Source organism: Corynebacterium sp. HMSC076G08, assembly GCF_001811515.1.
In the GTDB taxonomy this organism is placed as follows: Bacteria; Actinomycetota; Actinomycetes; order Mycobacteriales; family Mycobacteriaceae; genus Corynebacterium; species Corynebacterium hiratae.
Genome location: NZ_KV805031.1, coordinates 1 through 26,814, shown reverse-complemented (window position 1 = coordinate 26,814; position 26,814 = coordinate 1). Strand labels below are relative to the sequence as shown.

At 60.1% G+C, this 26,814-nt stretch carries 21 protein-coding genes and 4 tRNA genes; 22 read left to right on the top strand and 3 right to left on the bottom strand.

What is annotated here, in order from left to right:
* The first annotated feature begins 55 nt into the window (after nucleotides 1-55).
* Both HMPREF2806_RS04535 and HMPREF2806_RS04530 read left to right on the top strand, forming a co-directional pair.
* The gene (locus tag HMPREF2806_RS04535; RefSeq protein WP_046647769.1) at nucleotides 56-1,060 is read left to right on the top strand and encodes a polyprenyl synthetase family protein; all 1,005 of its coding nucleotides are present in this window, start codon (nucleotides 56-58) and stop codon (nucleotides 1,058-1,060) included.
* Nucleotides 1,061-1,136: 76 nt separating this feature from the next.
* A tRNA-Tyr gene (locus HMPREF2806_RS04530) sits at nucleotides 1,137-1,218 on the top strand.
* A gap of 50 nt (nucleotides 1,219-1,268) precedes the next feature.
* On the opposite strand, the gene HMPREF2806_RS04525 is transcribed toward HMPREF2806_RS04530, so the two are convergent.
* Nucleotides 1,269-2,372: a glutathione S-transferase C-terminal domain-containing protein gene (locus tag HMPREF2806_RS04525; RefSeq protein ID WP_070516465.1), complete on the bottom strand. Its 1,104-nt coding sequence runs from the start codon at nucleotides 2,370-2,372 to the stop codon at nucleotides 1,269-1,271.
* A gap of 244 nt (nucleotides 2,373-2,616) precedes the next feature.
* On the opposite strand from HMPREF2806_RS04525, the gene HMPREF2806_RS04520 reads away from it, so the two are divergent.
* The 7 genes from HMPREF2806_RS04520 to rplA all read left to right on the top strand — a co-directional run bounded on the left by HMPREF2806_RS04520 (nucleotide 2,617) and on the right by rplA (nucleotide 5,817).
* Nucleotides 2,617-2,692: transfer RNA gene (locus tag HMPREF2806_RS04520), tRNA-Thr, on the top strand.
* 34 nt (nucleotides 2,693-2,726) lie between these two features.
* Nucleotides 2,727-2,798, top strand: a tRNA-Met gene (locus HMPREF2806_RS04515).
* Between the two features lie 127 nt (nucleotides 2,799-2,925).
* Nucleotides 2,926-3,001: transfer RNA gene (locus HMPREF2806_RS04510), tRNA-Trp, on the top strand.
* Between the two features lie 25 nt (nucleotides 3,002-3,026).
* On the top strand, nucleotides 3,027-3,353 hold the full coding sequence (gene secE, locus HMPREF2806_RS04505; RefSeq protein ID WP_046647902.1) for a preprotein translocase subunit SecE: 327 nt from the start codon (nucleotides 3,027-3,029) through the stop codon (nucleotides 3,351-3,353).
* Between the two features lie 138 nt (nucleotides 3,354-3,491).
* Nucleotides 3,492-4,406 (top strand): transcription termination/antitermination protein NusG, encoded by a 915-nt coding sequence (gene nusG, locus HMPREF2806_RS04500; protein WP_049154835.1) that lies wholly within the window; start codon nucleotides 3,492-3,494, stop codon nucleotides 4,404-4,406.
* A 165-nt stretch (nucleotides 4,407-4,571) separates the two neighbouring features.
* Nucleotides 4,572-5,015, top strand: coding sequence for a 50S ribosomal protein L11 (gene rplK / locus HMPREF2806_RS04495; protein ID WP_010189723.1), 444 nt, complete (start codon nucleotides 4,572-4,574; stop codon nucleotides 5,013-5,015).
* A 97-nt stretch (nucleotides 5,016-5,112) separates the two neighbouring features.
* The gene (rplA, locus tag HMPREF2806_RS04490) at nucleotides 5,113-5,817 is read left to right on the top strand and encodes a 50S ribosomal protein L1 (RefSeq protein WP_010189722.1); all 705 of its coding nucleotides are present in this window, start codon (nucleotides 5,113-5,115) and stop codon (nucleotides 5,815-5,817) included.
* Between the two features lie 583 nt (nucleotides 5,818-6,400).
* On the opposite strand, the gene HMPREF2806_RS04485 is transcribed toward rplA, so the two are convergent.
* Complete coding sequence (locus HMPREF2806_RS04485) at nucleotides 6,401-7,177, bottom strand: siderophore-interacting protein (RefSeq protein WP_232745281.1); 777 nt, start codon at nucleotides 7,175-7,177, stop codon at nucleotides 6,401-6,403.
* A gap of 142 nt (nucleotides 7,178-7,319) precedes the next feature.
* On the opposite strand from HMPREF2806_RS04485, the gene HMPREF2806_RS04480 reads away from it, so the two are divergent.
* The 8 genes from HMPREF2806_RS04480 to HMPREF2806_RS04450 all read left to right on the top strand — a co-directional run bounded on the left by HMPREF2806_RS04480 (nucleotide 7,320) and on the right by HMPREF2806_RS04450 (nucleotide 13,295).
* Entirely contained in the window at nucleotides 7,320-8,264 is a 945-nt protein-coding gene (locus tag HMPREF2806_RS04480; RefSeq protein ID WP_046647765.1) for an ABC transporter substrate-binding protein, read from the top strand.
* Entirely contained in the window at nucleotides 8,265-9,332 is a 1,068-nt protein-coding gene (locus HMPREF2806_RS04475) for a FecCD family ABC transporter permease (RefSeq protein ID WP_083306509.1), read from the top strand.
* A complete protein-coding gene (locus tag HMPREF2806_RS04470) occupies nucleotides 9,329-10,381 on the top strand; it encodes a FecCD family ABC transporter permease (protein ID WP_070513381.1) in 1,053 nt (350 codons plus the stop codon). The genes HMPREF2806_RS04475 and HMPREF2806_RS04470 overlap by 4 nt, the downstream gene beginning before the upstream one ends.
* A 6-nt stretch (nucleotides 10,382-10,387) precedes the next feature.
* Nucleotides 10,388-11,182 carry an ABC transporter ATP-binding protein gene (locus HMPREF2806_RS04465; protein WP_070513377.1) on the top strand — a complete coding sequence of 265 codons (795 nt, stop codon included), beginning with the start codon at nucleotides 10,388-10,390 and terminating at the stop codon, nucleotides 11,180-11,182.
* Nucleotides 11,183-11,520: 338 nt separating this feature from the next.
* A complete protein-coding gene (gene rplJ, locus HMPREF2806_RS04460; protein WP_010189711.1) occupies nucleotides 11,521-12,042 on the top strand; it encodes a 50S ribosomal protein L10 in 522 nt (173 codons plus the stop codon).
* A gap of 86 nt (nucleotides 12,043-12,128) precedes the next feature.
* Nucleotides 12,129-12,515, top strand: a complete 387-nt coding sequence (gene rplL / locus HMPREF2806_RS04455; protein ID WP_046647762.1) for a 50S ribosomal protein L7/L12 — start codon at nucleotides 12,129-12,131, stop codon at nucleotides 12,513-12,515.
* Between the two features lie 134 nt (nucleotides 12,516-12,649).
* On the top strand, nucleotides 12,650-12,973 hold the full coding sequence (locus tag HMPREF2806_RS13010; RefSeq protein ID WP_328287805.1) for a type II toxin-antitoxin system RelE/ParE family toxin: 324 nt from the start codon (nucleotides 12,650-12,652) through the stop codon (nucleotides 12,971-12,973).
* The gene (locus tag HMPREF2806_RS04450; RefSeq protein ID WP_230308966.1) at nucleotides 12,951-13,295 is read left to right on the top strand and encodes a HigA family addiction module antitoxin; all 345 of its coding nucleotides are present in this window, start codon (nucleotides 12,951-12,953) and stop codon (nucleotides 13,293-13,295) included. The genes HMPREF2806_RS13010 and HMPREF2806_RS04450 overlap by 23 nt, the downstream gene beginning before the upstream one ends.
* Before the next feature lie 17 nt (nucleotides 13,296-13,312).
* Here HMPREF2806_RS04450 and HMPREF2806_RS04445 read toward each other — a convergent pair whose 3' ends face one another.
* A complete protein-coding gene (locus HMPREF2806_RS04445; protein ID WP_070516463.1) occupies nucleotides 13,313-14,557 on the bottom strand; it encodes an MFS transporter in 1,245 nt (414 codons plus the stop codon).
* 160 nt (nucleotides 14,558-14,717) lie between these two features.
* Here HMPREF2806_RS04445 and HMPREF2806_RS04440 point away from each other — a divergent pair, with 160 nt between their 5' ends.
* From HMPREF2806_RS04440 to HMPREF2806_RS04420, 5 genes are all read left to right on the top strand, one after another.
* Complete coding sequence (locus HMPREF2806_RS04440) at nucleotides 14,718-15,674, top strand: cell envelope lipid trafficking protein PgfA (protein ID WP_070516461.1); 957 nt, start codon at nucleotides 14,718-14,720, stop codon at nucleotides 15,672-15,674.
* A gap of 294 nt (nucleotides 15,675-15,968) precedes the next feature.
* Nucleotides 15,969-19,448 carry a DNA-directed RNA polymerase subunit beta gene (locus HMPREF2806_RS04435; RefSeq protein WP_070516458.1) on the top strand — a complete coding sequence of 1,160 codons (3,480 nt, stop codon included), beginning with the start codon at nucleotides 15,969-15,971 and terminating at the stop codon, nucleotides 19,446-19,448.
* Nucleotides 19,449-19,550: 102 nt separating this feature from the next.
* Nucleotides 19,551-23,546, top strand: coding sequence for a DNA-directed RNA polymerase subunit beta' (locus tag HMPREF2806_RS04430; protein ID WP_070516456.1), 3,996 nt, complete (start codon nucleotides 19,551-19,553; stop codon nucleotides 23,544-23,546).
* Between the two features lie 237 nt (nucleotides 23,547-23,783).
* Nucleotides 23,784-24,431 (top strand): ECF transporter S component, encoded by a 648-nt coding sequence (locus HMPREF2806_RS04425; RefSeq protein ID WP_070516453.1) that lies wholly within the window; start codon nucleotides 23,784-23,786, stop codon nucleotides 24,429-24,431.
* 364 nt (nucleotides 24,432-24,795) lie between these two features.
* A partial coding sequence (locus HMPREF2806_RS04420; RefSeq protein ID WP_198531315.1) for a hypothetical protein occupies nucleotides 24,796-26,814 on the top strand: 2,019 nt, incomplete at its 3' end.

Genomic DNA, 26,814 nt, shown 5'->3' with positions numbered 1-26,814 from the left:
CCATGGGCTACGGTAAGTAAACACTAGGATTTTTGAGCTTAAAGGAACACGTTTAATGTCACACGGCCAAACTCACGCCAAGCACGTGGACTTGGGGGATGCGCAGCTCACCGAGCGTATCAACGCCGGGATGGCTGCTGTAGAGGACCTGCTGAATACGGAGCTCGACCGCGGGCAGGACTTCATTAAAGACAAGGTGCGCCACCTCTCCCTGGCCGGGGGCAAGCGTTTCCGCCCGATGATGGCGTTGCTGGCTTCCGAGTTTGGTGAACGCTCGCAATCGCCCGAGGTGATTAAGGCGGCCACCGTGGTGGAAATGGTCCACGTGGCCACGCTCTACCACGACGATGTCATGGATGAGGCGGAGCGCCGCCGCGGCGTGGATTCCGCGAACTTTCGGTGGACCAACTCGGTGGCCATTCTGGCGGGCGATGCACTGCTCGCGCACGCCTCGCGACTGATGAGCCAGCTGGATACCCACACGGTGGAGCACTTCGCGGAGACTTTCGAGGAGCTCGTCACCGGCCAGATGCGGGAAACCATCGGTGCTGGCGAAGCCAATGCCGTGGAGCACTACACGGCGGTGATCCGGGAAAAGACCGCGGTGCTGATCGCGTCCGCCGGCTACCTGGGTGCCTACCACGCGGGTGCGGGCCCGGAGCAGTGCGAGGCCCTGCGCCAAATCGGTGCGGCCGTGGGCATGATCTTCCAGATCGTCGACGATGTCATCGACATCTTCTCCGACTCCGAGGAATCCGGGAAGACCCCGGGCACGGACTTGCGCGAGGGTGTGTTCACCCTGCCGGTGCTCTATGCCCTGGAGGAGGAAGGCGAGGTTGGCGATGAGCTGCGCGCGCTGCTGACGGGCCCGCTTGAGGACGACGCCTCCGTACAGCGCGCCATCGAGCTGCTGTGGCAGTCGGGCGGCCGCGATAAGGCGCTGGCCGACGTTAACGCGTACCTGCGCGTGGTCGAGGACCAGCTCTCCCTGCTCCCGGAGTGCACGGCTAGTGAGGCTCTGCGCCAGCTGGCGGACTATACCGTTCAGCGCGTTGGTTAAAATACCCTCCTGCCTGGCGATTTGCATGTTGGGCGGGAGTTCGTAGTAAAGTACATAACCGCACTCAAGAGTGCTTGCCAGGTTGCCCGAGCGGCCAAAGGGAGCGGACTGTAAATCCGCCGGCATTGCCTTCAGAAGTTCGAATCTTCTACCTGGCACAACATGAATCCCGCAGACGCAAAAATGTGTCTGCGGGATTTTCTTATCGCTATCGCTGGAAGTCCGCGGGGTTCTTCAACTGCTCGGCCTCAGGCAACGGCCCCGGCAGGGTGGTGCCTTCAGCGAATGGTGCACCCGGCAGATGATCGCGGCCGTGGGGCTGGGCCAACCCAGACAGATCCGGACCGGCCGGCACGATTTGGGTGGGATTAATCTCGCGGTGGACGATGTAGTAGTGCTGCTTGATCTCCGTGAAGTCGGTGGTATCGCCGAAGCCCGGGGTCTGGAAGAGTTCGCGCAGGTAGCCGTAGACATTCGGCATCTCGCTGATTTTGTTCCGGTTCGTCTTGAAGTGGCCGTGGTAGACGGCATCAAAGCGGATCAGGGTGGTGTATGCCCGGATATCGGTCTCCGTGATGTGCTCACCCATGATGAACCGGCGGTGGGCTAGCCGTTCTTCCAACCAATCGAGGACCTCAAAGACATCCGCATAGGCCTCTTCATAAGCCTCCTGGGATGCGGAGAATCCCGCGCGATACACGCCGTTGTTGAGTTTCCTGAAGATGAAGTCGTTAATTTCTTCCATCTCCTCCTGCTGCTCGGATGGCGGCAGCAGGTTGGGCGCGCCTTCTCGCTGGTACTCGGTCCACTCGGTTTGGAAGTCTCGCACCATGGAGTTGAAATCATTGGTCACGACTTTGCCGCTGGATTCCTCCACGATGGCTGGCACCGTGATGCCTCGCGGGTAGTCAGGGAAGCGTGCGAAATACGCATCCTGCAGGCGGGGGATGCGCAGGACTGGGTCGAGCCCGTCGGGGTCGAGATCAAAAGTCCAGGAGCGCTTGTCGTGGGTCGGGCCCGCCAAGCCTGAGGAGATGACATTTTCCAGTCCCAACAGGCGCCGCACGATGACGGCGCGGTGTGCCCACGGGCAAGCGCGCGCGGCGATGAGACGGTAGCGGTGGGGCTGCACCGGCCAGTCCAAAGTCTCGCCACTGCCACTCACGGAGGGCTGTGGATTGTCACCAGTGACTGAGGCGAGGATGCGGTCACCGATGTAGTTGGTGTCTCGCTTGAATTCGCCGTCCGTCGAGGCATTCTGGGCGTCGCCGGCCCAGTCCTTCGGTGTCTGTTTCTGGGTACCAGAGCTCATGTGTCCTCCCTAGAGCACATAAAGTATTTGATACATCAACAATAGCTGGATTTGGCGCGCCTGGAGTGGGGGTGGTCTACCGCGAGAGTGGTGCAAGGGTGATGCGTGTGAGTTTAGGTGCCTGAAAAGTGCGCAAAAACCCTTGTCGTACTGGCGATTTGTGTTGTTTAAGCGTTTCGGGTTAATCTTTTCAAGGCTTCAACGAGAGCACAGCGGAAGAAACTCCGTGACTCAAAGAGGCTGTGCCCCCTTAGCTCAGTCGGCAGAGCGTTTCCATGGTAAGGAAAAGGTCGACAGTTCGATTCTGTCAGGGGGCTCCATTCATGTTTCTGGAAGCTTTCAGAAAGTGAATATGGCGGTGTAGCTCAGTGGTAGAGCAAGCGACTCATAATCGCTGTGTCGCGAGTTCAATTCTCGCCATCGCTACCGGGAAAGAAAAGCGCCCGCATACGGGCGCTTTTTCACTACCGACTCCCAGCCTTATACGGCACGTGGTTTCCATGGGGAATCATCGTTCTGGTAGGGTTGTGCGTTGTCCCAAAAGGGCACGCAGAGGGGCGTGGCGCAATTGGTAGCGCAACGGTCTCCAAAACCGTAGGTTGCAGGTTCGAGTCCTGTCGCCCCTGCCACATCACTTCCAAGGAGGGAATCGCCGTGAGCGATGAAAAGCAGCCGAGCACCGGGGCTCCGCGCCCAACCGGCAAGCGTCAGCTCTCTGGCGCAGCGACCACCTCTACCGGCTCCTACACTGACAAGCGTGTTGTGCGCGTCGAGGACAAGAAGGAAGATTCCTTCGGCGGATCCGTCGGCTCCTTCCCGGGTGAGGTTGCCTCCGAGCTCAAGAAGGTTGTCTGGCCGACCGGCAAGGAAATGGTTCAGTACGTTCTGGTGACCTTCGCCTTCCTTATCGTCCTCACCGCTCTGGTGTGGGGCGTGGACGCGCTGACTGGCCTCGGAGTTGAAGCAATCCTCGCGCCTTAGTAAACTAATTACATACTTTCATCCCGCCGCCTTCCCGCTAGCTCGACTAGGGGAAACGGCGGGATACTTTTTGCCCAAGTCCGGCCGAGTACCCTGGTGGGGACGAGAAGAATAATTACCAATTTGGAGTAGCAGACAATGAGCGAAGAAAACACTGGCACTTCCCTTGAGCAGGCCATGATCGATAACGTCCAGGAACAGGCCGCGGAGGCGGTCGAGGCTACCGAGGAGGCCCAGCAGCCGCAGGAGGAGCTCTCCGCAGAGGAGAAGGAAGCCGCCGAGAAGGAAGCTGCTACCAAGGCCGCCGAAGCCGCCCTCGGTGGCGGCACGGACGAGGCTGAGGCTGAAGGCGAGGGCGCAGGGGAGGCGTCGGCAAGCGCTGACGCGGACGCCGCCGCAGCAGCCGACGCTGAGTACAAGTCCCGCCTGCGCGCCTTTACCCGCGAGCTGAAGAAGCAGCCTGGCCAGTGGTACATCATCCAGTGCTACTCCGGTTACGAGAACAAGGTAAAGACCAACCTCGATATGCGTGCACAGACCCTCGAGGTTGAGGACTCCATCTTTGAGGTCGTTGTGCCGGTCGAACAGGCCATTGAAAAGAAGGACGGCAAGAAGAAGGTAGTTAAGCGCAAGCTGCTGCCGGGCTACGTGCTGGTGCGCATGGAGCTTAATGACGCTGCCTGGTCCGTCGTTCGCGATACCCCGGGCGTGACCTCCTTCGTGGGCAACGAAGGTAACGCCACCCCGGTCAAGATCCGCGACGTGGCTAAGTTCCTCATGCCGAACGATCCGACGGTCTCTCCAGAAGCTTCCGCAGCAGATTCCGAAGGCGAGCAGGTCGTGGCTATGCCGGAGAAGGAGGCCGCCAAGGCCTACGCGCACGACTTCGAGGTGGGCGAGGCCGTCACCATCCTGTCTGGCCCGCTGGCTTCCGTCTCCGCCACCATCTCCGAGATTGACCCGGAGACCGGCAAGATGCAGGGCCTGGTGTCCATCTTCGGCCGCGAGACCCCGGTGGAGCTGTCCCCGACGGAGATCGAGCGCATCTCCTAAAAAGCGATTTTGAGCTGGGCGCACGGTGTTCTAAACTTGAACGCCGTGCGCTTTTGCGCATCTTGAAACGTTCATCCTCCGGTGGCCCACAATGCGTGAGCATCCGGACGGGGCGCTGTTATTCATCGTGGCGGCACTCCGGTACCACAGGAAAGAGGTAATTCGATGGCTCCCAAGAAGAAGGTCACTGGCCTGATCAAGCTCCAGATCGAGGCAGGCGCTGCTAACCCGGCTCCGCCGGTCGGCCCGGCACTCGGTGCCCACGGCGTCAACATCATGGAGTTCTGCAAGGCCTACAACGCTGCGACCGAGTCCCAGCGCGGCAACGTCGTGCCGGTGGAGATCACCGTCTACGAGGACCGCTCCTTCGACTTCAAGCTGAAGACCCCGCCGGCAGCGAAGCTCCTGCTCAAGGCTGCTGGCATCAAGAAGGGCTCTGGCGTTCCGCACACCGACAAGGTTGGCTCCGTGACCTGGGATCAGTGCAAGGAGATTGCACAGACCAAGTTCGAGGACCTCAACGCTCGCGACATTGAGAACGGCGCCCGCATCATCGCTGGTACCGCTCGCTCCATGGGCATCACCGTTGACGGCGTCCCGGCTAAGTAAAAATTCGATTTAATGCGCGATACGTTCTGTATCGCGCGTGGCAGGGCCAGCTTCGGCCCGCTATCACCACATCAATCCAAGAAAAGGAATTGCACTTATGAGCACCAAGTCCAAGGCATACAAGGCTGCCGCTGAGCTGGTAGACCGCTCTCGCCTGTACCGTCCGATCGAGGCCGCCAAGCTGGCCAAGGAGACCTCCTCCAAGAACTTCGACGCTACTGTCGACGTTGTCTTCCGCCTGGGCGTTGACCCGCGTAAGGCTGACCAGCTGGTTCGTGGCACCGTCTCCCTCCCGCACGGCACCGGTAAGGACGTCCGCGTGGCCGTCTTCGCTGAGGGTGACAACGCTGAGGCCGCTAAGGCTGCTGGCGCCGACATCGTGGGCACCGAAGAGCTGATCGCTGCCATCAACGAGGGCAACATCGACTTCGACGTTGCTATCGCCACCCCGGATCAGATGGCCAAGGTTGGCCGCGTTGCACGCGTGCTGGGCCCGCGTGGTCTCATGCCGAACCCGAAGACCGGCACCGTGACCGCCGACGTGACCAAGGCTGTTGCTGACGTCAAGGGCGGTAAGATTTCCTTCCGCGTGGACAAGGCTTCCAACCTGCACGCCATCATCGGCAAGGCTTCCTTCGATGCTGAGAAGCTGGCTGAGAACTACGGCGCGCTGTACGACGAGATCATTCGCCTGAAGCCGTCCTCCGCTAAGGGCATCTATGCCAAGAAGATCACCATCTCCACTACCTCCGGCCCGGGCATCCCGGTCGATGCTTCCGTGGAGAAGAACTACACCGACTAATTGATGTCTGTGTAAACGAATTTTAGGCCCCGGCTCTTGGATGAGCTGGGGCCTTTTTCGCGCTTTCTCTCTTTTGTTTATGCAGGTCACGGCCGGATATCTTTCTGACAGGTAATTGGCAGCTAAGTACGATGGCCTTTCAAGGAAAGTGCTGCATACTAATTCTTGTGCGTTTGAGAGAGGCGCATGAGAGATAGAGAGAACACCCTGAGTCTTGCAGGGCGGGCGGCGTGAGAAACCGCCTGATAAACAAGACCCCTTACAACGCGGGTTCCGGATTTCACCGGGGCCCGCGTTGTACTGTGTAACCCAAGTCAGGTACTCCACGCCGTGGACTTAAGCGGAGATGCATCAGGCCTAGGGCAAACGCGGACGCTGGATGTAGATGGTTCTAGTCAAAAGGTTTTCTTGGGGGCAAACAAACCATATGGAGGAGCGAAGAAGGTTCGTTTGGGGGCAGGTGAACCTTCTGACTGAAACCTCCTGACGGAAACCTTCTGATGGGAACCATGTGGCAGCGCACCGAGTTATTCACCGGCTATCCGCTGCCGGTTAAAAGGATTAGATGCGTGCGAAGTCCGCTTTAAGGCCGCGGCTTGCCCTTCATCCAGTACACGGACCAGATGACGTCTTCGCGCGGCACACCCCAGTCATGCACGGCTATCGAGCGCACTGCTTTGGCCAGGTCCCCTTCGCCGGATACCCACACCGAATCCGGCGCTGTATCCGCGGTGAAACGGGAGCCGAGAAGTTGTCTGGCGCGTGTGCAGTGTTCGTCGTGTGGAGCCAGGACCATGGTGAGTGAGCGGACCTTGCCGCGCCACGTCTCCTCCAAGCCGTCTTCAACTTCAGCGTCGTCTGTGATCATGGCAACGACGTCGACTGCACCCAAGGTTTCCGGTGAGAAGGCTTCGTAGTGCTCGAGGATGTGCCACAGCGCCGGTAGGGCAGAGGCATCTGCGAGTAACAGTTGTGACTTCCTAGGGGCCTGCCACAGTGCTTGCCCGGTATATATTCCGGCGGTATCCCCGGGTTGGGCATTGAGGATCCAGCGTGAGCCCGGGCCATTATCGCCATGGGTCACCACGTCGACATCGATGGTGCACGCTTCTTGGTTGAGCTTGCGAATTGTGTACCAGCGCAATGCTGGGCGAATGTCGTCGGGCAATCGGGTGACGGCGGCGCGAACATTGACATCGTCGACCGGGAAGGGCGAAAAATCCTGCTCGTCTTGGGGCATGAGGAGCCCAAAATACTCGTCAGGCCCGGCTAAGGGGTAGTCACTAAAAGCCGGCGAGTGAAAAGTTAAACGGTGCAGCCGCGGCTTGAGGCGGGTGTTCCCGGTGAGGGTGACGGGCAATAAGCGGTGATGCGTCAAGGGAATTGATCCTAGGTAGAGGCCAAATTTGAAACCATCATAACGTACAGGTTAGGCTAGCCACAAATAATTTAGGGGTGCGAATGCTTGCATGCTCGTTCCCGTTGAAGGAAAGGTTTATTCCATGGTTGCTATCCACCGGCGCGCGAAAACCGTGCTCGCTATTGTCTCAGCGGCAGCGATTGCTTTAGCGGGGTGCTCCCGCGGAAGTGGCGAGGACAGCGCGGGTGCGGACAGTGCTGAGGAGGTGCGCGTTGCCAGCCTGGGGCTCGGTGATGCCGATACCGTGCTGGCACTCGGAATCACTCCGGTTGCTGTGGCCCCCTGGGGTGCGAAAGGGGATGGTGATCCCTCCGGAGTTGGCCCATGGGCGAAGGAGCTTTTGGGAGATGCCCAGCCCGAGGTGATCTATAACACCGCCTCCGGTTTCACGGCCGAGGTTCTAGAGCAGGTCACTGCCTCGGACCCCACACAGATCATCGCCGTGAACCAGGCAGTGGATCAGGAGGCGAAGAAATCCCTCGAGGATATCGCCCCGCTGACCGTGAAGCCCGAAGGTTTCGAGGACTGGCAGATCCCCTGGGATGAGCAAGTCAAGACCATCGCCTCTGCCTTGGATAAGGAAGAGGAGGGGGAGAAGCTCATTGACCAAGCAGAGGGCGCCTTTGAGCAGTTCAAGGACTCCCACCCGGAGCTGCAGGGCAAGCGCGCAGCCATCCTCATGCCCTATGACGGGAAGCTGGGCCTCTACACGGCAGAAGACGGCCGTGGCCAGTTCATCGAAGACCTCGGCTTTGAGATCCCCAAGGAACTGCAGGGTGATGGTTCCAGCTTCTTCGTGGACTATGCCCCGGAAAACTACTCCCAGCTCAACAATGTGGACTATCTGTTCGTCTTGGATTACAACGGTGCGGTCGATGAACTCAAGAAGGATTCCACATTCCAAGGCCTGGACGTGGTCAAGGATGGACGCGTCCGCTACCTCGACACGGACACCGGCAATGCGATGAGCGTGCCGAACCCGCTGACGATCCCGTGGGCCGTCAACAAGTTCGAAGAGCAGCTCTAAGTGCTCGCACTACCGAGGAAGGCTGACGCTATCCACGGCGTTGCGTACCCGCAACGCCGTGGCAAGGCAGACGCACTGGATTCGCGGGGGAGAAGCCGCGCACTGCTCACCACGGCCCTGGTTGTGTCGACCTTCCTCCTTTTGCTGTGCTCATTGGCGGTTGGCTCGAGGGCTATTCCGTTGCCGGATCTGGTGTCTGCCCTCCTCCGCGGAGGCGAAGCAGATATCGAGAACATCGTGTGGGATTTGCGTATCCCCCGCACGTTCGTGGCCTACTTCGCGGGAGCAGCAATCGCGGTATCGGGTGTAATCGCCCAGTCCTGGACTAGAAACCCCTTGGCGGATCCGGGCTTCATCGGTATCACCGCGGGAGCTTCGTTCCTGGTTGCCCTCGGGACGGCGCTAGGTGTCGCCACCTCAACCGGGATGCGGACAGCGCTCGCCCTCGTAGGCGCCGGCCTGGCCACAGCATTAGTGCTGGGTGTGTCCCGCAGGTTTCAGGATCCCCTGACGCTGGTCTTGGTCGGCGCAGGTGTTGCTGCTGCCTTGAGCTCTAGCGCCATGTTGATCGGCCTGTACTCCACGGATGTCCTCGACAGCATGCGCCGGTGGACCATTGGCTCCACGTTTGGGCGCGGTCCAGAAGATGTCGCCATCGCAGGTGTCGGATTGCTCATCGGGTTTATCATCGCCGCACGTGTGGCGCGCCCGCTCGATCTTCTGGCAATGGGGGAGGAATCCTCGGTTGCTCTAGGTGGTTCTCCCACGCTGGCGCGGCGCGGCGCTGCCTCGAGCATCGTTGTTCTAGCAGGATGCGCAACTGCGGCGACAGGGCCCATTGCCTTCGTCGGATTCGCCATCCCCCATCTGCTGCGCCGGTTCACGGGGCCAGAAGTTACCGCGATGATTGCCCCAGCCGCATTGCTCGGTGGTTGCTCCGTACTCGCTGCGGATATTCTCGGCCGCCTCATCGCGGGCCCCTCTGAGTTGGAGATGTCCATCGTCTTGGCCTTTGTGGGCGCACCATTTCTCATCTGGGCCGTACACCGCGGGGAGCACAAGCTATGAGTGGGCGGGTGAAGGGGGACGTCGTCAAGCAACTGCGTTCCCAGGAGCGGCAGCGCCGGGCATGGATATGGGCGGCCACCTGCTTCTTTGTTCTGGTCGCGGCAAGCTCCTATGTCCTCCTGCTGGGGCAGGGGCCCGTGGACTTGAGCCCGGGGCGGGTCCTGGAGATCCTCAACGGCGGCGGAAGCCGCAGCGAAATCCGCGTTGTCTGGGACCTGCGCATGCCGGTAGCTCTAGCGACCCTCATCGTGGGCGCCGCGCTCGGACTGGCAGGGTCGTGGACGCAATCCATGTCGCGCAATCCGCTGGCCTCGCCTGACATCCTTGGCGTGACTGGTGGCGCGTCCGTCATGGTGGTCCTCGGAACGGTATTCTCCCGGCCGTTGCTTGCCGACGGCCTCTCCATGTTCTGGTGGCGGGCCGGACTCGCGCTGTTGGGTGCGGTGCTAGCGGCCATCCTGCTGGTGGCGCTTGGGGGAATCGGCACGAGCAATCGCATCGTCATCGTCGGAATCGCGCTCTCCCTGCTGTTCCAAGCGCTGGTGGCGTATCTCTTACGCGCAGCCGAGCTCCTCCGCGCGGCGCAATCCCAGCTGTGGCTGGCGGGAACCACGGGTTTCGTGCGGATGGAGGTCATTCTTCCTCTGCTCGTGGGGCTGACTCCTTTCGTGGTTCTTGGCCTGTGGTGTGCTCGGGAGCTGCCGCTCCTTGCACATGATGATCTCTCGGCCCTTTCCCTCGGGGTCAACATCACGCGAACACGCGCGCTGCTGCTGGTGGCAGCTACGGGCATCTGCGCGGTGACCGTATCCGTGGCCGGTCCCATTGGTTTCATTGCACTTCTGGCCCCGCATGTGGGGCGCATTGTTGCCCGGACGCCCACGCCTGTGCCACTGGTCTCCTGTGCTGCAGGCGCTGCCTTGTTGAGCGCGTGCGCTGTCATTGCTGGAGCGTTGCCGATGGACGCTCCGGTGGGTGCAGTCTCCTCCATCATCGGAGGGTGCGCCCTGGTCATCTTGGTGTGGAATGCCGCACGGCGGAGAGGATAAAAGCGAGTGAAAGACAGAGAAATTACGGCCACTGGTATTCATGCTGGCTATAAGGATGGGGAAGACATCCTGTCGAGTGTTGACTTGGTGGCCCGCCCAGGCGAAATCACCACGCTTATCGGGCCCAATGGCTGCGGCAAATCCACATTGTTGAAGACCTTGTCTAAGATTCTTCGCCCGCGGCAGGGGAGCGTGCACATCGGCGAGCTGGACGTGCACGCCATGAGTCCGAAGGAAGCCGCTGCCCACGTGGCGCTTCTTCCGCAGCAGCCGACGGCGCCGGATGGGCTGCGGGTGGGCGAGCTCGTCGCGCGCGGCCGCTACCCGCACCTGGGCCGTGGTCGGGGACTGTCCGCGAAGGACCGCGACATCATCGCGCAGGCCTGCGTGGAGACTGGCATTACGGACTTCATCGACCGTGACATCGCGGCACTCTCGGGCGGCCAGCGCCAGAGGGTGTGGCTCGCGCTGGCCTTGGCGCAGGACACGCCAGTGCTGCTTCTCGACGAACCCACAACCTTCCTCGATCCAGCCCATGCCATCAGCGTTCTGCAGCTCGTGCGCAAGCAAGCCGACGCTGGGAAAACGGTCGTCGTCGTGTTGCATGATCTCATGCTGGCCGGGCAGTACTCCGACACCATGGTGGTCATGAACAACGGCGAGGTCATCGCGCAGGGAACGCCCCGCCAGGCGTTGCGGAAAGAAGTGCTGGCCGCAGCCTATGGCATCGACGTCGAGATCTGGGACGACCCACGCAGCGACGCCCCCGTCATCGTTCCGCGCGGAGTGCTCAGCGACTGACAACGTTCATGCAGGAACCCGCGTCGAAAGCTCTCAGCGGAGCAATTTGGAGTTATGACAGGTCGGGTTGTAAGGTACCTAGCGAAGTTTGAACGGCCCGCTGAGGCCGAGTCAAAGTTCACCGAAGACCGTCGGTCATCCGGATATCCGGATCGAAGGTTCCTCATCCTAGAGGGCGGCCCACGCAGGAGACACTTTGCGAATAAGCGCGGATTTCCGCGCGCGCCCTGTGCTCTTGCACGGGGCTTTTGTTATTTCGGTTGTCCATCGGGCAAGCGGAGTAGGGAAGGCCCCGGCGGAAAACACAAGAGATGTTTCGAAAGGAGGCGAAGTAGAAAATGGCAAACCCGAAGAACACCGCAGACCTGGCGGCACTGAAGGAGAAGCTCGAGGGTGCAAACTCCATCGTGCTTACCGAGTACCGTGGCCTGACCGTGGGTCAGCTCCAGGAGCTGCGTAACAACCTCGGCTTTGACGTTGAGTACTCCGTCGCCAAGAACACCCTTTTCAAGATCGCTGCCAACGAAGCTGGCATCGAGGGTCTTGACGAGCACCTGACTGGCCCGACCGCTATTGCGTTCATCAAGGGCGAGGCAGTGGATGCTGCGAAGGTCATCACCAAGTTCGCTGATGACAACAAGGCACTCGTTATCAAGGGTGGCTACATGGACGGCAACGCTCTGTCTGCCGACCAGGTTGAGGCCATCGCCAAGCTGGACAACCGCGAGACCACCCTCGCAAAGCTGGCTGGCGCCATGAAGGGTTCTATGGCAAAGGCTGCCGCCGTATTCAACGCTCCTGCAACCAAGATGGTCCGCACCGCTGCGGCCCTGCAGGACAAGAAGGCTGCGGAAGCTTAAGACGCCACTTACAGGCGCACAACTTAAACACACACACTTATCTGGCTGCCTAGTGCGGCTAGGAACAATGAGAAAGGATGCCAATCATGGCTAAGCTCACCAAGGACGAGCTCATTGAAGCTTTCAAGGAAATGACCCTCATCGAGCTCTCCGAGTTCGTCAAGGAGTTCGAGGAGGTCTTCGACGTTGAGGCCGCCGCTCCGGTTGCTGCTGTTGCTGCTGGTGCCCCGGCTGCCGGCGGTGCCGCTGAGGAAGAGAAGACCGAGTTCGACGTCGTTCTGACCGACGCTGGCGCTAAGAAGATCGGCGTTATTAAGGCTGTCCGCGAGATCGTCTCCGGCCTGGGCCTGAAGGAAGCTAAGGAGCTCGTTGAGGGTGCTCCGAAGGCTATCCTCGAGGGTGCTTCCAAGGACGACGCTGACGCTGCTAAGGCTAAGCTCGAAGAGGCTGGCGCTTCCGTCGAGCTCAAGTAATTCACCTGAATTACTAAAGCTTTCCTGCGCAGTACACTCGCTGCGCTCCAACAACCCCGTTCCGCTTTTTGCGCGGTGCGGGGTTGTTCCCGTTTTGTCGGGACCCCGATGGCCCAGCGGATTCTAAACATTTCGTGTCAGGTCTTGACACTAGGGTCAAAAAGAGACACTATTGGGGTGTGCAATTTCGGCGTAGAAGTCTCGAGCGGTTCCATCAGGATGGTGTGCCGCCGCGATATATTCCATCGGAATTGCGTTCGGTAGTGCGCCGCAAGTTACTTATGATTGGGCGGTCTGTAAATGTCACGGACCTTCGGATTCCACCAGCAAACCGGTTGGAGCGGCTCAAGGGTGACCTAGAGGGCTACTACTCAATTCGCGTCAACTCGCAGTGGCGCATCATATTCAAGTGGACACCCGAAGGAGCTGTTGACGTTGACTTTATCGACTACCACTGACGCGCATACTCATGTTGATGTTGTTCCTGTTCCGCATCCTGGAGAAATCCTTCTCCTAGAATTCCTCAAACCCTGTGGTATTACCCAGTATCGCCTGGCCAACGACATTGGCACTACCCGCTCTCAAGTCTCCAAAATTACCCGCGGTACGCTCGGTATCAGTGCCGATATGGCTTTGCGTTTGTCGGCCTACTTTGGGAACTCCGCGGAGTTCTGGCTCGGACTCCAAGAGGAATACGATCTGTGGAAAGCTCGCCAGATCACGGATGTCAGCGCTATCGTTCCGTGGAATCACAAAGAAGAAGCCGACTCTCACTCATAGAAACAGTTGACTTACGCTTATGAGTGGCTAGGGGAGTCCTCTTTCTCCTTCGCGTCTGCTTGCGCAAGGGCGCGATCGGCTCTGCGCACAAAGATGAGGGCGGGCCCGATTGCGAGGAGCCCGGCGAGCGCATTTGCCCACAAACCAGTGGTCAAGGTCCAGCGATGAGATATTGCGGCCAGAGGGGTCGACCACACACTAGAGAGTGAAACGACGGTGCTCATTTGGATATTGGTGACTCGGCCAAATGTTTCTTCGGCCATAAGCCTGTGGAGTGCGGCATAGGTTACCGCGCCGGCGGCTGGGGCTGTAAGAACGGACAGTCCTAGCGGGATGATCATCAACAGGCTGGGGCTGAGCAGGGCACCACATGCGATTGATGCAGCAACCCAGGCACATGTGCCTACCTGAAGGGCTGCGAAGGAAAACTTCTTTTGCATCCAACCCGTCGACAAAGCACCCACAATCCCGATGAGGCCGATGGACGTGCGGGCTAGTCCCGTTACCCATCCAGGGTTGTTCCCCTCCTCCAGTATGAGGACAGCCATGAACAGTGAGCCGTTAATTGCACAGTTCGACAGTGTTTGCATGGCAATGAGCCCGCGAAGTAGGGGCGAGCGAGCCACGATGGCTAAGCCTTCCTTGGTTGTGCGTAGGAGCTTGTTCTCTGCCTTCTTTGCGGGGTCTAGGTTAGCCCTGATGAAGAGGAAGAAGACGATGGTGAGGAAATTTGCCAGACCGACAAAAACGAAGGGCAGTGCCACATTGACTTCTAGAAGTGCGCCGCCCACAGTGGGGCCGATGAGTCCCGCAAATTGCAGACGCGCTTGGATGAGCCCTTGTTTGGCGGCGAGTTGTTCTTCCTCAACGAGCTGGGGCAGGCAAGGGTCGGAGCAAGCTTGGCCTATTCGGTAAAAGAGCATCATGCTCCCGAGTAGCGCACCGAAGACGATGGGGGAGAAGCTTCCGGAGAGGATGAGACCCGCTAACGCGAGGTTGAGCACCCCAGCCAGCGCGTTGGTCACAATGATGAGTGGCTTGCGGCGCCACATATCCGCAAGAGAGCCTCCGATGATGCCGCCTGCCAGTGCAGCTATTCCGGTGATGGTTCCATACAGACCGGCAAGGGTAAGGCTATCGCTCAAGCGTAGAGTGACCACCGGAATAGCAAGCCCGGCTCCTACCCCGGCTATCTGAGCCACGAGGTCTGACCATAGGTAGAGGCGGAAGTCTCTGTTCTTGCGTTGGGGGTCATTCTTCATTGATTACTGCCAATCCCATGATGCGATCTTGAATGTGAGCTGGAGCACTTAGTTTAGGTTATTTAACACTCCTTTAGCCCCCCGTCAATGCCGCGTAAATGTGAAACGCACCCTCCGGGGAAATGTGTTTTGAGCAAACGAATCGGTAGGATAAGCCACCATGCTGCCCAAGTCCCGCATCTTCTCCGTCCTCCTGCTCGGCCTCGGCGTTGCGCTGATCGCGGCCGGCCTGACGGCGTCGAGCTTCTTGAGCTTTAGTCCGCGCCTGCCGTTGGATATCGAGGACACGACGTGGACTTTGCAGGATGACAACGCTACCGCGCAGGAGCTATCCGCGGAGGGCGTTACGCAGTATGAGGGGCCGATGACTTATCAGCTCAACCTGGACATCCAGGACCCAGCAGACAAGGAGACAGCGACTCTGCGGGTGGGGGAGTCCGCCATCCGCGGCGGCACGGGCAATGTGGAGGACTTGAGCTTTGCCCGCGTGTGGAACTATCCCGTCGATCGCCTCAGCGGTGAGGCTACGGGCCCGGCGGCGCTCTCCCACACCATGGGCTCGCCCACGGCGGAGGTGCCCGTTGAGGGCTACTGGCTGAAGCTGCCCGCCGATGCCGAGCAGACCACCTACCCGGTCTTCGATCCGGTCCTGCGCAAGGCGGCCGACGCCGTCTTCGAGGAATCCCTCGACATCGACGGCCGCACGGTCTATCGCTACCGCCAGGAGATTGAGCCCACCAACGTGGCCACCCTCTATGCCGGCAGTACGACGACCACGCTGAGCAACGAGGATGGCTCCACCGAACAGGGCTACCTCTTCCACGCCGCAACCCGGGACCTCTTTGTGGACCAGGCCACCGGACTCGTCGTGGGCATGGACGTCGATATCAAGGACTACTGGGCCGACCGCGAGGGCAACGAGCGTGAGGTGCAGTTCGCCTTCAATGGTGCGACTTCTGAGGAATCCCGCGCGGAGTTGCTCCAGCAGGCCGAGCGCTTCCCGCGGAGTGCTGTGGGGCAGTGGGTACGCTGGGGCGGCATTGGAGTCGGTGCGCTTCTGGCGTTGCTTGGGGCGCTAGGCGCTTTCCGACGTCCCACTAGCCGCCACTCCCGCTAGCTGCGCGTGCTAGGGGCCCGCGCGTGCGGATCTACGTAGCGACACGCCGGGGGCGCGTTTCGCCTTTACAAGGCCGCCCTTATGCTATAGGCTATTTCGTTGCGCTGGAATCTGGATCTTTAGTGCACATTTAGCCTTTCGAGCGGTGATGGTAAAACCGACTTGACAAGGTGATTTTGTGCATTCTAAACCCAGTCATTCCACAGCAGACCGAATGCTAAATCTACCAGCGGTTTTGCACCTCACCGGCCAGGGTGGGGAGGCAATCCGCCAGAGGTACTGGAAGGACCCATCTTGGCAGTCTCCCGCCAGACCAAGTCAGTGGCCAACATCCCTGGAGCCCCGAAGCGATACTCCTTCGCTAAAATCAGCGAGCCTATCGCCGTCCCGGGCCTCCTCGATCTACAACTCGATTCTTACGCGTGGCTCATCGGCACCCCCGAGTGGCGCGAGCGCGAGCAGGCAGAGCGCGGCGAAGACGCACGCGTGACGAGCGGCCTTGAGGATATCCTCGAGGAGCTTTCGCCGATCCAGGACTACTCGGGCAACATGTCCCTGTCCCTGTCGGAGCCTCGCTTCGAGCCGGTGAAGAACACCGTGGACGAGTGCAAAGAGAAGGACATCAACTACTCGGCGCCACTGTACGTCACCGCAGAATTTATCAACAACGACACCCAGGAGATTAAGTCCCAGACCGTCTTCATCGGTGATTTCCCGATGATGACTGAGAAGGGCACCTTCATCGTCAACGGCACCGAGCGCGTTATCGTCTCGCAGCTCGTGCGTTCCCCGGGTGTGTACTTCGACCAGACCATCGACAAGTCCACCGAGCGCCCGCTGCACTCCGTGAAGGTCATTCCTTCCCGCGGTGCGTGGCTCGAGTTTGACGTCGACAAGCGCGACACCGTCGGCGTGCGCATCGACCGCAAGCGCCGCCAGCCGGTGACCGTGCTGCTCAAGGCCCTGGGTTGGTCCGAGGAGCAGATCAAGGAGCGCTTCGGCTTCTCCGAGCTCATGATGTCCACGCTCGAGTCCGATGGCGTGGCCAACACCGATGAGGCTCTGCTGGAGATCTACCGCAAGCAGCGCCCGGGCGAGCAGCCCACGCGCGACCTCGCGCAGGCACTGCTGGATAACTCCTTCTTCCGCGCCAAGCGCTATGACCTGGCCAAGGTGGGCCGCTACAAGGTCAACCGCAAGCTCGGCCTAGGCGGAGACCACGATGGTCTGATGACCCTGACCGAGGAAGACATTGCCGTCACCCTCGAGTACCTCGTGCGCCTGCACGCCGGCGAGCGTGAGATGAAGGCCCCGAACGGTGAGATGATCTCCATCCACACCGACGACATCGACCACTTTGGTAACCGTCGTCTGCGCACCGTCGGCGAGCTCATCCAGAACCAGGTCCGCGTGGGCCTGTCCCGCATGGAGCGCGTCGTCCGCGAGCGCATGACCACCCAGGACGCGGAGTCGATTACCCCGACCTCCCTGATCAACGTTCGCCCGGTTTCTGCTGCCATCCGCGAGTTCTTCGGTACCTCCCAGCTCTCGCAGTTCATGGACCAGAACAACTCCCTGTCCGGCCTGACCCACAAGCGCCGCCTGTCTGCGCTGGGCCCGGGCGGTCTGTCCCGTGAGCGCGCCGGCATTGAGGTGCGAGACGTTCACGCTTCGCACTACGGCCGCATGTGCCCGATTGAAACGCCGGAAGGCCCGAACATTGGCCTGATCGGCTCGCTGGCTTCCTACGCTCGCGTGAACGCTTTCGGCTTCATCGAGACCCCGTACCGCAAGGTTGTGGACGGCAAGGTGACCGACCAGGTGGAGTACCTCACCGCCGATGAAGAGGATCGCTACGCCATCGCGCAGGCCGAGGTGGAGAAGGATGCCGACGGCACCCTGACCGGCGACCGCATCGAGGTCCGCCTCAAGGACGGCGATATCGGCGTGACCGACGCTGCCGGCGTTGACTACGTCGACGTTTCCCCGCGCCAGATGGTCTCCGTGGCTACCGCCATGATTCCGTTCCTCGAGCACGACGATGCTAACCGTGCCCTCATGGGCGCGAACATGCAGCGCCAGGCCGTGCCGCTGGTTCGCTCCGAGGCCCCGTACGTGGGCACCGGTATGGAGCAGCGCGCTGCCTACGATGCCGGTGACCTCATCATCACCCCGAAGGCGGGCGTGGTGGAGAACGTCACCGCGGACCTCATCACCATCATGGATGACGAGGGCCAGCGCGATACCTACATGCTGCGCAAGTTCGAGCGCACCAACCAGAACACCAACTACAACCAGACCCCGCTGGTGTCCCTGGGCGAGCGCGTCGAGGCAGGCCAGGTGCTTGCCGACGGCCCCGGTACCCACAACGGTGAGATGTCCCTCGGCCGCAACCTGCTGGTTGCCTTCATGCCGTGGGAAGGCCACAACTACGAGGACGCCATCATCCTCAACCAGCGCATCGTGGAGGAGGACATCCTCACCTCGATCCACATCGAGGAGCACGAGATCGATGCTCGCGATACCAAGCTGGGCCCGGAGGAGATCACCCGCGAGATCCCGAACGTCTCCGATGACGTTCTGCGTGACCTCGACGAGCGCGGCATCGTCCGTATCGGTGCTGACGTCCGCGCGGGCGACATCCTCGTCGGTAAGGTCACCCCGAAGGGTGAGACCGAGCTGACCCCGGAGGAGCGCCTGCTGCGCGCCATCTTCGGTGAGAAGGCTCGCGAGGTGCGCGATACCTCCATGAAGGTGCCGCACGGTGAGACCGGTAAGGTCATCGGCGTTTCCCGCTTCTCCCGCGAGGATGATGACGACCTGGCCCCGGGCGTCAACGAAATGATCCGCGTCTACGTGGCTCAGAAGCGCAAGATCCAGGATGGTGATAAGCTCGCCGGCCGCCACGGTAACAAGGGCGTTGTGGGCAAGATTCTCCCGCCGGAGGATATGCCCTTCATGGAGGATGGCACCCCGGTGGACATCATCCTTAACACCCACGGTGTGCCGCGTCGTATGAACATCGGCCAGGTTCTCGAGGTTCACCTCGGCTGGCTGGCACACGCCGGTTGGAAGATCGATACCGAGGATCCGGCCAACGCCGAGTTGCTCAAGACCCTGCCGGAAGAGCTGTACGACGTCCCGCCAGAGTCGCTCACCGCAACCCCGGTCTTCGACGGTGCCACCAACGAGGAGATTTCTCGCCTGCTGGCTTCCTCCAAGCCGAACCGCGATGGTGACGTCATGGTGGATGAGCACGGCAAGGCCCGTCTCTTCGATGGTCGCTCCGGTGAGCCCTACCTGTACCCGGTATCCGTCGGCTACATGTACATGCTCAAGCTGCACCACCTCGTCGACGAGAAGATCCACGCTCGCTCCACCGGCCCGTACTCCATGATTACCCAGCAGCCGCTGGGTGGTAAGGCACAGTTCGGTGGCCAGCGCTTCGGTGAGATGGAGGTGTGGGCAATGCAGGCATACGGCGCTGCCTACACCCTGCAGGAGCTTCTGACCATCAAGTCCGATGACGTGGTCGGCCGCGTCAAGGTCTACGAGGCCATTGTCAAGGGTGACAACATCCCGGATCCGGGTATCCCGGAGTCCTTCAAGGTCCTCCTCAAGGAGCTGCAGTCCCTCTGCCTCAACGTGGAAGTTCTCTCCACCGACGGCACGCCGATGGAACTGTCTGGCTCCGACGAAGACGACATGGACGGCGCTCCGTCCCTGGGCATTAACCTGTCCCGCGACGAGCGCTCCGACGCAGACATCGCCTAGCTTTTGGTCCGCCGCTTATCTACGGCGGCGGGCATAACGAAACACCACCTACATACAAAGCCATCAACTTCCCCCTGACGGGGGATGAAAGGGAGACATTACGTGTTTGACGTAAATCTCTTCGACGAGCTCCGCATCGGGCTGGCCACCGCAGAGGACATCCGTCGCTGGTCCAAGGGCGAGGTCAAGAAACCCGAAACCATTAACTATCGCACCCTCAAGCCGGAGAAGGACGGCCTCTTCTGTGAGCGCATCTTCGGCCCGACCCGTGACTGGGAGTGCTCCTGCGGTAAGTACAAGCGCGTGCGCTACAAGGGCATCATCTGTGAGCGCTGTGGCGTCGAGGTGACCAAGTCCAAGGTTCGCCGCGAGCGCATGGGCCACATCGAGCTGGCCGCGCCGGTTACCCACATCTGGTACTTCAAGGGCGTTCCTTCCCGCCTGGGCTACCTGCTGGACCTGGCTCCGAAGGACCTTGAGCGCATCATTTACTTCGCTGCCAACATCATCACCTCCGTGGATGAGGAAGCTCGCCACAATGACCAGTCCACTCTGGAAGCAGAGATGCTGCTGGAGAAGAAGGACGTCGAGGATGACGTCGAGGCAGAGATCGCTGAGCGCGCTGCCAAGCTCGAGCAGGATCTGGCCGAGCTGGAGGCCGCCGGTGCAAAGGCCGACGCCCGCCGCAAGGTCCAGAACGCTGCCGATAAGGAAATGCAGCACATCCGCGAGCGCGGTGAGCGCGAGGTTGCTCGCCTCGACGAGATCTGGAACACCTTCATCAAGCTGGCTCCGAAGCAGATGATCATCGATGAGACCATCTACGAAGAGCTGGTTGACCGCTACGAGGATTACTTCACCGGCGGCATGGGTGCAGAGGCTATCCAGACCCTCATCCGTAACTTCGACCTCGAGGCTGAGGCCGAGGAGCTCAAGGAAATCATCAACAACGGCAAGGGCCAGAAGAAGATGCGCGCCCTCAAGCGCCTGAAGGTTGTTGCAGCCTTCCTGCGCTCGGGCAACGACCCGGCCGGCATGGTGCTCGACGCTATCCCGGTGATCCCGCCGGAGCTGCGCCCGATGGTGCAGCTGGACGGTGGCCGCTTCGCGACCTCCGACCTCAACGACCTCTACCGTCGCGTGATCAACCGCAACAACCGCCTCAAGCGCATGATCGACCTCGGCGCTCCCGAGATCATCGTGAACAACGAGAAGCGCATGCTGCAGGAGTCCGTTGACGCGCTCTTCGACAACGGCCGCCGCGGCCGTCCGGTCACTGGCCCGGGTAACCGCCCGCTGAAGTCCCTGTCTGACTTGCTCAAGGGTAAGCAGGGCCGCTTCCGCCAGAACCTGCTGGGTAAGCGCGTGGACTACTCCGGTCGTTCCGTGATTATCGTTGGTCCGCAGCTCAAGCTGCACGAGTGTGGTCTGCCGAAGCTCATGGCTCTGGAGCTGTTCAAGCCCTTCGTCATGAAGCGCCTGGTGGAGAACGACTACGCACAGAACATCAAGTCCGCTAAGCGCATGGTGGAGCGCCAGCGCCCTGAGGTGTGGGACGTCCTCGAAGAGGCCATTTCCGAGCACCCGGTGATGCTGAACCGTGCACCGACCCTGCACCGCCTGGGTATCCAGGCCTTCGAGCCGAAGCTGGTCGAAGGTAAGGCCATCCAGCTGCACCCGCTGGCTTGTGAGGCCTTCAACGCTGACTTCGACGGTGACCAGATGGCAGTCCACCTGCCGCTGTCCGCCGAGGCGCAGGCTGAGGCACGCGTGCTGATGCTGGCCTCCAACAACATTCTGTCCCCGGCTTCCGGTAAGCCGCTGGCTATGCCGCGCCTGGATATGGTTACCGGCCTGTACTACCTCACCATGGACAAGGGCGAGGACGAGATCGGTGGCGCGGGAGCTTACGCTCCCGCAGACGAAAACGGACCGGCCCAGGGCGTGTACTCCTCCTACGCGGAGGCCATCATGGCTCGTGACCGCGGCGTTCTGGGCCTGCAGGCCCCGATCAAGGTGCGCATCTCCCACCTACGTCCGCCGTCAGACATTGAGGCTGAGCAGTTCCCGGATGGTTGGCAGAAGGGCCAGGCTTGGCTCGCTGAGACCACCCTCGGCCGCATCATGTTCAATGACCTGCTGCCGTGGAACTACCCGTACCTCGAGGGCGTCATGGTCCGTAAGGGCGGCGCTGGCAACAAGATGCTGCTGGGTGACGTCATTAATGACCTCGCTGCGAAGTACCCGATGATCACCGTTGCCCAGGTTCTGGACAAGATGAAGGACGCGGGCTTCTACTGGGCCACCCGTTCCGGCGTGACCATCACCATGCACGACGTTCTGGTTCTGCCGAACAAGACCGAGGTTCTCGAGTCTTATGAGAAGGAAGCAGAGCGCATCGAGCGCAAGTACTGGGAGCAGGGTGCCCTGACCGAGCGCGAGCGCTACGACCGCCTGGTTGAGCTGTGGAAGGACGCCACGGACACCGTGGGTAACGCCGTCGAGGAGCTGTACCCCGACGACAACCCGATTCCGATGATCGTGAAGTCCGGTGCTGCCGGTAACATGCGTCAGATCTGGACCCTGGCCGGTATGAAGGGCATGGTTGTGAACTCCAAGGGTGACTACATCACCCGTCCGATTAAGACCTCCTTCCGCGAGGGCCTGTCGGTTCTGGAGTACTTCAACAACTCGCACGGCTCCCGTAAGGGCCTGGCGGATACCGCTTTGCGTACCGCTGACTCCGGTTACCTCACCCGTCGTCTGGTGGACGTGGCGCAGGATGTCATCGTCCGCGAGGAAGACTGTGGCACCCGTCAGGGCGTGCGCGTCCCGATCGGCGTCGAGGTTGCCGAAGGCTCCTACGACCTGCACGAGCTGTGGGAGACCTCCGCATCCGGCCGCGTCGTGGCTAACGATGTCAAGGATGAAAACGGCGAGGTTATTGCCGAGGCAGGCACCGACCTGACTGAGGAACTCAGCCGCAAGATCGTCGCCGCTGGCGTCCTGGAGATCAAGGTCCGCTCCGTGCTGACCTGCCAGACCCCGGCTGGTGTTTGTGCGAAGTGCTACGGCAAGTCCATGGCCTCCGGCAAGTTGGTCGATATCGGCGAGGCAGTCGGCATCGTGGCTGCACAGTCCATTGGTGAGCCGGGTACCCAGCTGACCATGCGTACCTTCCACCAGGGTGGTGTCGGTGGCGATATTACCGGCGGCCTGCCGCGTGTTCAGGAGCTCTTCGAGGCCCGCAACCCGAAGAACCGCGCTCCTATCGCTTCCGTCGACGGCACCGTGTCCCTGTCCGATGAGGGCAACTTCTGGACCCTGACCATCACCCCGGATGACGGTTCCGACAACGTGGTCTACGAGAAGCTGTCGAAGCGCCAGGGCCTGGCTCAGGTTCGCCGCCCGATGGAGTCCAACCCGGACGCCATGATCGAGCGCTCCCTGCGCGACGGTGACCACGTCAGCACCGGTGACCGCCTCATGCGTGGTGCGGCTGACCCGCACGACGTCCTGGAGGTTCTCGGCCGCCGTGGCGTGGAGAAGCACCTTATCGACGAGGTTCAGGCTGTCTACCGTGCACAGGGTGTGGCCATCCACGACAAGCACATCGAGATCATCATCCGCCAGATGCTTCGTCGCGGTACGGTCATTGAGGCCGGTTCCACCGAGTTCCTGCCGGGTACCCTGGTTGACCTTTCTGAGGCCAAGCAGGTTAACGCCGCTCAGGTTGCCGAGGGTGGCCAGCCGGCACAGCTGCGCAGTGAGATCATGGGTATTACCAAGGCCTCGCTGGCTACGGAGTCTTGGCTGTCTGCTGCGTCCTTCCAGGAGACCACGCGTGTGCTTACCGACGCCGCTATCAACAAGCGCTCGGATCAGCTCATTGGTCTCAAGGAGAACGTCATCATCGGTAAGCTGATTCCGGCTGGTACGGGTATTTCCCGCTACCGCAACATCAGCGTGAAGCCGACTGAGGCCGCACGCAACGCTGCGTACTCCATCCCGACCTACGGTGATTCCATCTACGGCGACGATGGCTTCGGTGAGTTCACCGGCGCTTCCGTCCCGCTGGAGGAGGACTACACCTTCTAGGACCTGGTCCTTCAACGAGCTAGTCCTTAGCCCTTCAACGCCGAGGGAAACCAACGACCCGCACTTCACCCCGCCAGACACTGGTGGGGACGAGGTGCGGGTCTTTTTCTATCGGTAGCACCGAACCGGGACGTCCCGCTCGGAGCCCCGCCCTGCGAGAAAATTTGGGTTCTCTTACAATAGCGTCAACAAAGCCACAAGAACCCCAGTGCTCATGCCCAGGAAAGGTACCGACCGATGACATTTCCAACCACAGGATTCGAAAAGCCTGCCCCGAAACCACGCGCGTGGACGGGCGTTGATGCTCTTGTTGTTGCCGGCTTTGTCATTGCTGGCGCGCTCCTATTGTGGGGAAGGGGAGCGTTTATTAATCGCTTGGTCATGGGGGAAGATGAGCCACTCCCAACGCATGTGTTGCTACCGCTGCTTTCCGGGACGGCGGCGCTCTTCCCCTTGGCCGGGCTATGTGCGGCCTTAACTGTCCAGAAACCGCTGGCCGCATTTGTGGGTTATGTCATGTCGGTCATGCTGGGTTATGCATTCAGTGGCGTCGTAGGCCCCAGAGCCGTAGTGGAGGTAGTAATCATTGGCGCGGTCATAGAAGCCGTTTTCTTCGGCTGCAAATACGCCCGCTTTGATTTTCTTAGCGGGAGCCTCGCCGGTTTTGCTGCGGTAGTGGTAAGCGGACTCGTGGGCATTATCGCCGGTGGTTTTGATGTGGAGCATCTTGCAACCCAGTTCGGCTGGATGCTTATTAGGCTCCTGGTCACCTTGGTCGTTGTGGTGCCGCTGGCCTATGTCATCGCAAAGGCGGTGCGGGCGGTGCTTCGACGCCATGTCCACGGGTGGGAGAGTGATACACCTCCGAAAATCAAGTCTGTGTAAGACACGCCGTGAATGGGCGATAGTTTTAGCTTCTCGTTACCCCCGTGAACACCCCATGGATAGGGGTGTAGCGGGGGTAATTTGCATGAGGCTTAAATTACGAAACTAATTCAACCTGTGAACGGTATAAACATTGGAGCTACCCGTGGCCAGCAGTTTTAGACATTTATGTTGATCAAACAGGCTATGACGTGCAAGTACACGGTTAACCGCTTCCGAATTTTGCTCTTGCGGGAAGTGGCGGGGGGGGGTAGGGTCTCAGCTTGAGTCCAGTCTGCCTTCAGGAACGCCTAAGTGACTTCGGAATCTAACCGAGGGTGGGCTGCTGACCGGTTTCTTAATTGTTCTCATGAAAGGATTCTTCATGAATGTGAAGAAATTCAACGGTTCTGCCCGTCGTCGCGGTACGACGATTGCAGCTGCCGCGCTCTCTGTCGCGATGGTTGCGCCCTTCGTTCACCCAGTCGTAAGTCCGAATGCTGCGCCGGCCGCTATTGCTCAGGACACCACGCCTGACCAGAAGCCCAGTGTGGATACCCGAGGCACTTCGGAAGCGACCGCTATCCGAGCAGATGGTACTTGGGGTCAGAAGCAGGGATACCAAGGTGCGGTCTATTTGGATCGCGACTCCGGACCGGAGGCTCAGAATGAAGCTGACGAAGCTATGTCCGGTGTCAAGGTCTTCTTGCAGTACGTCAACGGCAAGGGTCAAGTTTCGCCAATCTACTACACCACCTCCGACTCTGAGGGTAAGTTCGTCTTCGACCTCTCTAATGCGCCGAAGGATGGCCTAGGCAACCCTATCGAGTTTAAACTGTCCGGAGATTCGAAGTTCCAGGTTCGAACCTGGGCTGAGAACCCGGATCCGGCAAAGTACACGCTAGCAGGCGGTGGCGACATGTACAGCGGCCGCTTCCACAACCGTTTGACCCGTAAATGGGAAAGCTGGGACTTTACGGCTGGCATTAACCGCATCGTGGGCGCCAAGGTAGTATTCCAGGAGCGTCCGAACGTGGATGGTTGGCTCGCCAAGCCTGAAACTGAGTGGACCGAAGCGCCCACTGTCGATAAGAAGTGGCCAGAGGGTGGTATCTTCGGCACGGCGCGTGGCAGTGTTTGGTGGGAGAATAACGAAAACGGTGGCACCCTAGCGCAGAGATACTTTAAGGATTCTTCAGACCGAGCTGCTACCGACGTTAAGGTTGTTGGGTCTTATGTTAACGACGAAGTGGCCCGTCAGTTCGATGCTTGGAAGGACTCCAACAAGAACTACACTCGTGAGCAGTTCCGTGTCGCACAAAAGGAAATCGTCGACAAGTACCAGGCTGAGCACGGCGTAGGATCCCACATTGCTGAGTCGCGCGTAGCCTATGTAAAGGATGATGGTACCTTCTACCTGCCGTTTGCTGGCTTGTATGGCGCAACTCACGACAAAAAGGGAAAGCAGACCACTGTTGAGGAGTGGGGCAAGCTCGTTTCTGCTGAGGAAGAAGAGCATGGCAATCTGATGCAGTGGAACGGTACAGCTGGCCAGCGTCACCGCCACATCAACGAGGACTATATGTACCTGTATCCGGTAGTTGGTGAGAACCGCGACCTGTGGATGGGTAACTACCAGGACAACATGTTCCAGCCCTCGAATGAATGGTTCCTCGGCCAAGCGAACACGTCAGCGAATATTTCTGTCCAGAACTTCGCTCTGCTGACTCCGCGCCCGATTCACGACGTCATCAACTACGATAACGCCTCTGCTATTGCTGCCCCTGGAGATACCGCCAAGTCGAAGACCACGGGCTTGGTTCCCAACCAGCAGTACGCTATTGAGTGGTTTGCAGACGGTGAATCCACCGGTGAGATCTGCACCGTCACGGCTAACGAGCTTGGTGAGCTGGAGTCCTGCGACTTCACCGTTCCGAACGATCTCTCCAAGCCAACTGTGTACTCTTCTCAGGTATTCGCTGCCGATGCTTCGGGTCAGCCAACGGGTACGCTCCTTTTGGCCGACTCCTTCTTGGCAGATCCGACCGTCGTTAAGTATGACGAGACCAAGGGCACTGCCAAGGAAAAGGATCTTGAAGCAAAGCCTTCTTTCGACAACCCGAATACTGATGCCGTTGAGGAGATGCCGGAAGGTGCAACCTTCGAGTTCGCAGACCCTGCCGCCGCCGAAAAACTGGGCCTGACAATCGACGCTAAGACCGGTGTGATCACCTGGCCTGCAGATAAGCAGGTTGAAGGCCAAAACGAGGCCCTGGTAAAGGTTACTTGGACCCCGGCTGAGGGGGCTGACCCGGTATCTCGCGAGGTTCCTGCGAAGTTTGACCTGAAGGCACCTGCTGCAAAGGACAATGAGACTTATGATCCGAAGGGTCAGGATCAGGAG

Bases quoted from the DNA above. Each gene is read 5' to 3' on its own strand.
- HMPREF2806_RS04535 (WP_046647769.1), top strand. From the start codon at position 56: ATGTCACACGGCCAAACTCACGCCAAGCACGTGGACTTGGGGGATGCG.
- HMPREF2806_RS04525 (WP_070516465.1), bottom strand. From the start codon at position 2,372: ATGAGCTCTGGTACCCAGAAACAGACACCGAAGGACTGGGCCGGCGAC.
- nusG (WP_049154835.1), top strand. From the start codon at position 3,492: ATGAGCGAAGAAAACACTGGCACTTCCCTTGAGCAGGCCATGATCGAT.
- rplK (WP_010189723.1), top strand. From the start codon at position 4,572: ATGGCTCCCAAGAAGAAGGTCACTGGCCTGATCAAGCTCCAGATCGAG.
- rplA (WP_010189722.1), top strand. From the start codon at position 5,113: ATGAGCACCAAGTCCAAGGCATACAAGGCTGCCGCTGAGCTGGTAGAC.
- HMPREF2806_RS04480 (WP_046647765.1), top strand. From the start codon at position 7,320: ATGGTTGCTATCCACCGGCGCGCGAAAACCGTGCTCGCTATTGTCTCA.
- HMPREF2806_RS04470 (WP_070513381.1), top strand. From the start codon at position 9,329: ATGAGTGGGCGGGTGAAGGGGGACGTCGTCAAGCAACTGCGTTCCCAG.
- rplJ (WP_010189711.1), top strand. From the start codon at position 11,521: ATGGCAAACCCGAAGAACACCGCAGACCTGGCGGCACTGAAGGAGAAG.
- rplL (WP_046647762.1), top strand. From the start codon at position 12,129: ATGGCTAAGCTCACCAAGGACGAGCTCATTGAAGCTTTCAAGGAAATG.
- HMPREF2806_RS04445 (WP_070516463.1), bottom strand. From the start codon at position 14,557: ATGAAGAATGACCCCCAACGCAAGAACAGAGACTTCCGCCTCTACCTA.
- HMPREF2806_RS04440 (WP_070516461.1), top strand. From the start codon at position 14,718: ATGCTGCCCAAGTCCCGCATCTTCTCCGTCCTCCTGCTCGGCCTCGGC.
- HMPREF2806_RS04425 (WP_070516453.1), top strand. From the start codon at position 23,784: ATGACATTTCCAACCACAGGATTCGAAAAGCCTGCCCCGAAACCACGC.